The sequence below is a fragment of the Arthrobacter sp. HMWF013 genome (assembly GCF_003061105.1).
Classification (GTDB): domain Bacteria; phylum Actinomycetota; class Actinomycetes; order Actinomycetales; family Micrococcaceae; genus Arthrobacter.
Genome location: NZ_QAIQ01000621.1, coordinates 1 through 6,530 on the forward strand (window position 1 = coordinate 1; position 6,530 = coordinate 6,530).

The window sequence follows — 6,530 nt, forward strand, 5'->3', positions numbered from 1 at the left end:
GGACCGGGGCCGAGGCATCCGGCCTCGCCGATGTCCCCACGCCGAGAACGGAAGTCCTGGTCACCGTTCCCGTCTTCTCCCTACTCGGGCTAACCGAAGAGCCGGCGATGCTGGACGGGTACGGGCCTGTCCCCGCATCTATGGCACGGGATCTGGTGGCCAACGGAGCTGACTCGTTTCACCGGGTGCTCGTTGATCCACGGGATGGGGCGCCTTTGGAAATCAGCCGGACCAGTTACAGGCTGACAAAGGCGATGCGGAACTGGCTGCGGATGCGCGACGGCAAGTGCTCGTTCCCGGGGTGCAGCAACCAGTCCTTGGACAACGAGGCAGACCACCTCCTGGCCTGGCATCACGGCGGAACCACCGGGATCAGCAACCTGGGACAGCTATGTGCCAGGCACCACAGGCTCAAACACGCCGTCGGCTGGAGATCGACGCCGGCGACAAAGAATGAGCCGCCCGGATGGGTCTCACCCTCAGGGCGGAAATACAGAGGTGAACACCAGGATTGGGAACCGCCGCGTTGGCCGCCTTCATTGGGGCCGCGAGCCGGCGAGGGGCATCGCCCTGGACCCTATACTCCTACGCCCACCGCCTCGGGCGGACCTGCGGACTATCTTCATATATCGCGCTCGGCAGGAGAAGACTGCCTTCATGCCTACCTCTCTGCAAGGTGAGCTGCCGGACGAACCTGCCCGGGCCCCCGCTGTCCTTGGGCTCCGCTGCCCCACCGCCCATCCCGGACGCCGGATGCACCCGAAATCTCCTCATGGCAGCAAGGGACCCCGCACAAGGCGTGCGGGGTCCCTTGCAGTCAGATCCTGGAGTTATTGTCTGGTGGTCCTAGAAGTCCCAGTCATCATCCTCAGTGTTGACTGCCTTACCGATGACGTATGAGGAGCCTGACCCGGAGAAGAAGTCGTGGTTCTCGTCGGCGTTCGGTGACAGCGCTGAGAGGATGGCCGGGTTCACGTCAGTGACGGAGGCCGGGAACATGGCCTCGTAGCCCAGGTTCATCAGCGCCTTGTTGGCGTTGTAGTGAAGGAACTTCTTGACGTCTTCGGCCAGGCCCACGGAGTCGTAGAGATCGTGCGTGTACTGGACTTCGTTTTCGTAGAGCTCGAAGAGCAGCTCGAACGTGTAGTCCTTGATCTCCTGCTTGCGCTCCTCGGACAGGCCTTCGAGGCCCTTCTGGAACTTGTAGCCGATGTAGTAGCCGTGGACGGCTTCGTCGCGGATGATCAGGCGGATCAGGTCAGCGGTGTTCGTCAGCTTGGCACGTGAGGACCAGTACATCGGAAGGTAGAAGCCCGAGTAGAACAGGAAGCTCTCCAGCAGCGTGGACGCCACCTTGCGCTTCAGGGGGTCATCGCCCTGGTAGTAGTCCATGACGATCTGCGCCTTCTTCTGAAGGTTCGCGTTCTCGGTGGACCAGCGGAACGCCTCGTCGATCTCCTTGGTGGAAGCCAGCGTGGAGAAGATGGAGGAGTAGCTCTTGGCGTGCACGGACTCCATGAAGGCGATGTTCGTGTACACAGCCTCTTCATGCGGGGTCAGCGCGTCCGGGATCAACGAAACTGCTCCGACGGTGCCCTGGATAGTGTCCAGCAGGGTCAGACCCGTGAAAACGCGCATGGTGAGCTGCTGCTCGTCCGGGGTCAGCGTGGCCCATGACTGGACGTCGTTGGACAGCGGGATCTTCTCCGGCAGCCAAAAGTTGTTGACCAGACGGTTCCAGACGTCCACGTCTTTTTCGTCCTGGATGCGGTTCCAGTTGATGGCCTCGACGTGGCTAAGCAGCTTGACCTTCTCGGTCATGTCATCCCCTAAATGTTGGGTTGTTCTTTGAGTTAAGCGTACGACGGCGGGCGGGCGCCCGCCGTCGTACTGTCACAATTTAGTTGAAGATTAAAGCATGCAGCTGACGCAGCCGTCCACCTCAGTTCCCTCCAGCGCGAGCTGGCGGAGACGGATGTAGTAGATGGTCTTGATGCCCTTTTTCCAGGCGTAGATCTGGGCCTTGTTGATGTCGCGCGTGGTGGCGGTGTCCTTGAAGAACAGCGTCAGGGAAAGGCCTTGGTCCACGTGCTGGGTTGCAGCGGCGTAGGTATCGATGACCTTCTCGTAGCCGAGTTCGTACGCGTCCTGGTAGTACTCCAGGTTGTCGTTGGTGAGGTACGGCGCCGGGTAGTACACGCGGCCCAGCTTGCCTTCCTTGCGGATCTCGATCTTGGACGCCACCGGATGGATCGAGGAGGTGGAGTTGTTGATGTAGGAGATCGAGCCGGTGGGAGGCACAGCCTGCAGGTTCTGGTTGTAGATACCGTGCTCCATGACTGACGCCTTCAGCTCGCGCCAGTCATCCTGGGTGGGGATGTGGATGTTCTTGAACAGCTCAGCGACCTTCGCAGTCTGCGGCACCCACTCGCGGTCGGTGTACTTGTCGAAGAACTCGCCGGTGGCGTACTTGGACTTTTCGAAGCCGCCGAACGTCTGGCCGGTCTGGATGGCCAGCAGGTTGGAGGCGCGGACCGCGTGGTACACCACCGAGTAGAAGTAGATGTTGGTGAAGTCCAGGCCCTCTTCGGAACCGTAGTGGACCCGCTCGCGGGCCAGGTAGCCGTGCAGGTTCATCTGGCCGAGGCCAATGGCGTGGCTCTGGTCGTTGCCGCGGGCGATGGAAGGCACCGAGGTGATGTTGGACATGTCCGAGACTGCCGAGAGGGACCGGATGGCCGTCTCGATGGTCAGGCCGAAGTCCGGGCTGTCCATGGTCTTGGCGATGTTCAGGGAACCCAGGTTGCAGGAGATGTCCTTGCCGGTTTCGGCGTAGGACAGGTCATCGTTGTACGTGGTGGGCTGGGAGACCTGGAGGATCTCCGAGCACAGGTTGGACATGATGATCTTGCCGTCGATCGGGTTTTCCCGGTTCACGGTGTCCTCGAACATGATGTACGGGTAGCCGGATTCGAACTGGATCTCGGCCAGGGTCTGGAAGAACTCGCGTGCCTTGATCTTGGTCTTCTTGATCCGGGAATCGTCCACCATCTCGTAGTACTTCTCGGTGACCGAGACGTCGGAGAACGGCATGCCGTAGACGCGTTCGACGTCGTACGGGGAGAACAGGTACATGTCCTCATCCTTCTTGGCCAGCTCGAACGTGATGTCCGGAATGACGACGCCCAGCGAGAGGGTCTTGATGCGGATCTTCTCATCCGCGTTCTCGCGCTTGGTGTCCAGGAAGCGGTAGATGTCCGGGTGGTGCGCGTGCAGGTACACCGCGCCGGCACCCTGGCGGGCACCGAGCTGGTTGGCGTAGGAGAAGCTGTCCTCGAGGAGCTTCATCACGGGGATGACGCCGGAGGACTGGTTCTCGATCTGCTTGATCGGGGCGCCCACCTCGCGGATGTTGGTCAGCGCGAACGCCACACCGCCGCCGCGCTTGGACAGCTGCAGGGCGGAGTTGATGGACCGGCCGATCGACTCCATGTTGTCTTCGATGCGGAGCAGGAAGCAGGAGACCAACTCGCCGCGCTGGCGCTTGCCGGCGTTCAGGAACGTGGGGGTGGCCGGCTGGAAGCGGCCCTCGATGATCTCGTCCACCATCTGCAGGGCAAGCTTCTCGTCGCCGCGGGCCAGGTGCAGGGCAACCATGCACACACGGTCCTCGTAGCGCTCCAGGAAACGCTTGCCGTCAAAGGTCTTCAGCGTGTAGGACGTATAGAACTTGAACGCGCCCAGGAACGTCTCGAAGCGGAACTTCTTCTTGTACGCGCGGTTGTAGAGCTCGCGGATGAAGTTCATCGTGTACTGGTCGAGGGTTTCGCGCTCGTAGTACTGGTTCTTCACCAGGTAATCGAGCTTCTCCTCCAGGTCATGGAAGAACACGGTGTTGTTGTTCACGTGCTGCAGGAAGTACTGGTGGGCTGCCTCGCGGTCAGCCTCGAACTGGATCTCGCCGTTGGGGCCGTACAGGTTCAGCATGGCGTTGAGCTCGTGATAGCCCAGGCCCTTGTACGCTGCCGGCATTTCCGGCTTTTCGAGGTCGACGCCGTGCTTTTCTGCACGGGTGACCTGGCCTTCGGCCCTGGTTACTTCTGTGTCTGAGACAGTCGTGTCCAAAACGTATCCAATCCTTGGTTGACCCGGGCCACGTCTTCTGGCGTGCCCATAAGTTCAAATCGATAGAGCCGGGGTACATGGCATTTGGCGGCGATGATGTCCGCAGCCATGCAGTAGTTGTCCCCGAAGTTTGTGTTGCCGGCACCGATGACGCCGCGGATCAGTGTCCTGTTCTGCGGGTTGTTCAGAAAGCGGATGACCTGCTTGGGCACCGATCCTTCTCCCCCGGTGCCGCCATACGTGGGCAGCACCAGCACGAACGGCCTGGTGGCGAGAAGGGGTGCGTCTTTTGAATGAATAGGGATCCGAGCCTGTTCGCGGCCGAGCTTTGAGACGAAGCGGGCCGTGTTCTCGGAGGTGGAGGAAAAATAGATGAGCTGGCTCTGCGTACTGACAGGGGGCAACCCGGCCACGTGGGCCTCTGCCACTGCCAGCGTTGCCACAGGAGCCACCTCAGGAGTGTCGATGTTGTGCCGGATGGCGGAAGGTGCGGCCTTAAGCCACGGAGGAAACGGCAGCCAATGCCAGTTCCTCGATCTTGTCCGGGCGGAAGCCTGACCAGTGGTCCTGGTCGGTGACAACTACGGGAGCCTGCATGTAGCCCAGTGCCTTCAGTCGCTCGAGGGCCTCGGCGTCCTGTGAGATGTCAACGCTCTGGTAAGTGATGCCCTTTTTGTCCAGCGCACGGTAGGTTGCGTTGCACTGAACACAAGCCGGCTTCGTGTAAACCGTAACGGTCATTGTCCCTGTCCCCTTTATCGAAATCTTCGCTCGTCTTTGTCCCGCCCAAGCTGTACGTCGATACTACATGTAGTGCAGACGGCTCTCCGGAACCCCAAGATGATGTATTACAAGTATGTCATTTAATGCACTTTTAATCCACAGGCAGAGGCCCTCAAAATGTCCGGATTTCAGGCAATTCCGCGGACGAAATCCACACCCTGTGGAGTAGTTAGCCACAATTAACGGCCAGCGTGTCGCGCGCTGGACGGCGTGTCGCGCCTGGTGGCGGACCACTACATCTAGTGCCGGACACACCAAAGGGGCCCTGCCGGACAACGACAGGACCCCTGCGAAGTGATGAACCTAACCAGCTAGAGCTGCGCCTCGCGGCGGTCCAGCACAATCTGCTGCACATCCAGGTAGCCGGATTGGAAACCTGCCCGCGAGTAGGCGAGGTAGAAAATCCACATCCGCTGGAAGACGGCGTCGAACCCGAGTTCCTCCACCTCCTGCGAGTGCGCGATGAAGCGCTCCTCCCAGAGGCGGAGGGTGGCGGCGTAGTGGTCCCCCATCCCCATGCGTTCGCGGACGCGGAGTGTGGTGTTCTGCTGGGTCACGCTTTCGATGGCCCGCACTGATGGCAGGAACCCGCCCGGGAAGATGTACTTGTGCACCCAGGTGTACGCGTTGCGGGTTGCCAGCATCCGGCCGTGCGGCATGGTGATGGCCTGGATGGCAACCTTCCCGCCCGGGGCCAGCACCCTGTCGATGGTTTGAAAGTAAATGGGCCAGTACTCATAGCCCACAGCCTCAATCATTTCCACGGACACGACGGCGTCGAACTCACCTTCCACCGCGCGGTAGTCCTGCAGGGCAACGGTGACCTGGCCGGCGTAGCCGGCGTCGGCGATCCGTTCCTGTGCCAGTGCCTGCTGTTCGCTGGACAGCGTCACGCTGTAAACGGTGGCGCCCCTGGCGGCTGCCCGCAGTGCCAGCTCTCCCCAGCCGGTGCCGATCTCCAGCAGCCGGGTGCCCGCTCCGACGCCTGCCTTGTCCAGCAGCCTGTCAATCTTGGCCTGCTGTGCCTCCGCCAAGGCCTCCCAGGGCACCGAATCAAGTGCTCCGCCGCCCGGCGGGAACAGTGCCGAGGAGTAGCTCATGGTCGCGTCAAGGAAACTGGAGAAGAGCTCGTTGGAGAGATCGTAGTGGCGCGAAATGTTGCTGCGGGTGTTCTGTTCAGCGTTCTCCTCATGCCGCGGAGTCCGGGGCAGGTACAGGTTCCGCAGTCTCTGGAGCGGCTTGGGGATCAGGGTGTCCACGGACGCGGCAAAGACCTCCAGCACAGCCGCGAGATCGGACGCTTCCCAGTCCCCCGCCATAAAGGACTCGCCCAGCCCGATCAGGCCGTTATCGCCGATCCTGGCTTCGAACGCCTCGGGCCGCACCATGGTCATGACCGGGGCTTCGGGACCACCGGCGCCCACAACGGACCCATCCGGGTAGGCCACGAGGACAGGAAGCCGCCGGACGGCAGCCTTGAAGAGGAGCCCCGCGGCTTTGCCCGCCACCACGGCTTTGGTGCCCGACGGCGCCTGGGCAACACCGGGCCAGACTTCCGGATCGATGGTGGCCGGCGACGCCGGTACCCCCGCAGCATTGTGCACCGTCACAGGGTGCCGGAC

6 protein-coding genes are annotated in these 6,530 nt (G+C 61.5%); 1 reads left to right on the plus strand and 5 read right to left on the minus strand.

From position 1 onward, the window contains the following. A partial coding sequence (locus DBR22_RS24910; RefSeq protein WP_146187600.1) for an HNH endonuclease signature motif containing protein occupies positions 1–680 on the plus strand: 680 nt, incomplete at its 5' end. A gap of 166 nt (positions 681–846) precedes the next feature. Here the strand turns inward: DBR22_RS24910 and nrdF are convergent. The 5 genes from nrdF to DBR22_RS20725 all read right to left on the minus strand — a co-directional run bounded on the left by nrdF (position 847) and on the right by DBR22_RS20725 (position 6,518). After that, positions 847–1,821, minus strand: a complete 975-nt coding sequence (nrdF, locus tag DBR22_RS20705; protein ID WP_108600538.1) for a class 1b ribonucleoside-diphosphate reductase subunit beta — start codon at positions 1,819–1,821, stop codon at positions 847–849. A gap of 90 nt (positions 1,822–1,911) precedes the next feature. Next, the gene (gene nrdE / locus DBR22_RS20710) at positions 1,912–4,032 is read right to left on the minus strand and encodes a class 1b ribonucleoside-diphosphate reductase subunit alpha (protein ID WP_108600541.1); all 2,121 of its coding nucleotides are present in this window, start codon (positions 4,030–4,032) and stop codon (positions 1,912–1,914) included. Positions 4,033–4,094: 62 nt separating this feature from the next. After that, positions 4,095–4,568 carry a class Ib ribonucleoside-diphosphate reductase assembly flavoprotein NrdI gene (gene nrdI, locus DBR22_RS20715; RefSeq protein WP_108600539.1) on the minus strand — a complete coding sequence of 158 codons (474 nt, stop codon included), beginning with the start codon at positions 4,566–4,568 and terminating at the stop codon, positions 4,095–4,097. Between the two features lie 52 nt (positions 4,569–4,620). Further along, positions 4,621–4,866 carry a glutaredoxin-like protein NrdH gene (nrdH, locus tag DBR22_RS20720; RefSeq protein WP_108600540.1) on the minus strand — a complete coding sequence of 82 codons (246 nt, stop codon included), beginning with the start codon at positions 4,864–4,866 and terminating at the stop codon, positions 4,621–4,623. A 353-nt stretch (positions 4,867–5,219) separates the two neighbouring features. Continuing rightward, positions 5,220–6,518, minus strand: coding sequence for a class I SAM-dependent methyltransferase (locus DBR22_RS20725; protein ID WP_181365272.1), 1,299 nt, complete (start codon positions 6,516–6,518; stop codon positions 5,220–5,222). Positions 6,519–6,530: the final 12 nt, after the last annotated feature.

What these genes read in the sequence shown, in the direction of transcription:
- nrdF (WP_108600538.1), bottom strand. Translation starts at nt 1,821, where the DNA reads ATGACCGAGAAGGTCAAGCTGCTTAGCCACGTCGAGGCCATCAACTGG.
- nrdE (WP_108600541.1), bottom strand. Translation starts at nt 4,032, where the DNA reads ATGCCGGCAGCGTACAAGGGCCTGGGCTATCACGAGCTCAACGCCATG.
- nrdH (WP_108600540.1), bottom strand. Translation starts at nt 4,866, where the DNA reads ATGACCGTTACGGTTTACACGAAGCCGGCTTGTGTTCAGTGCAACGCA.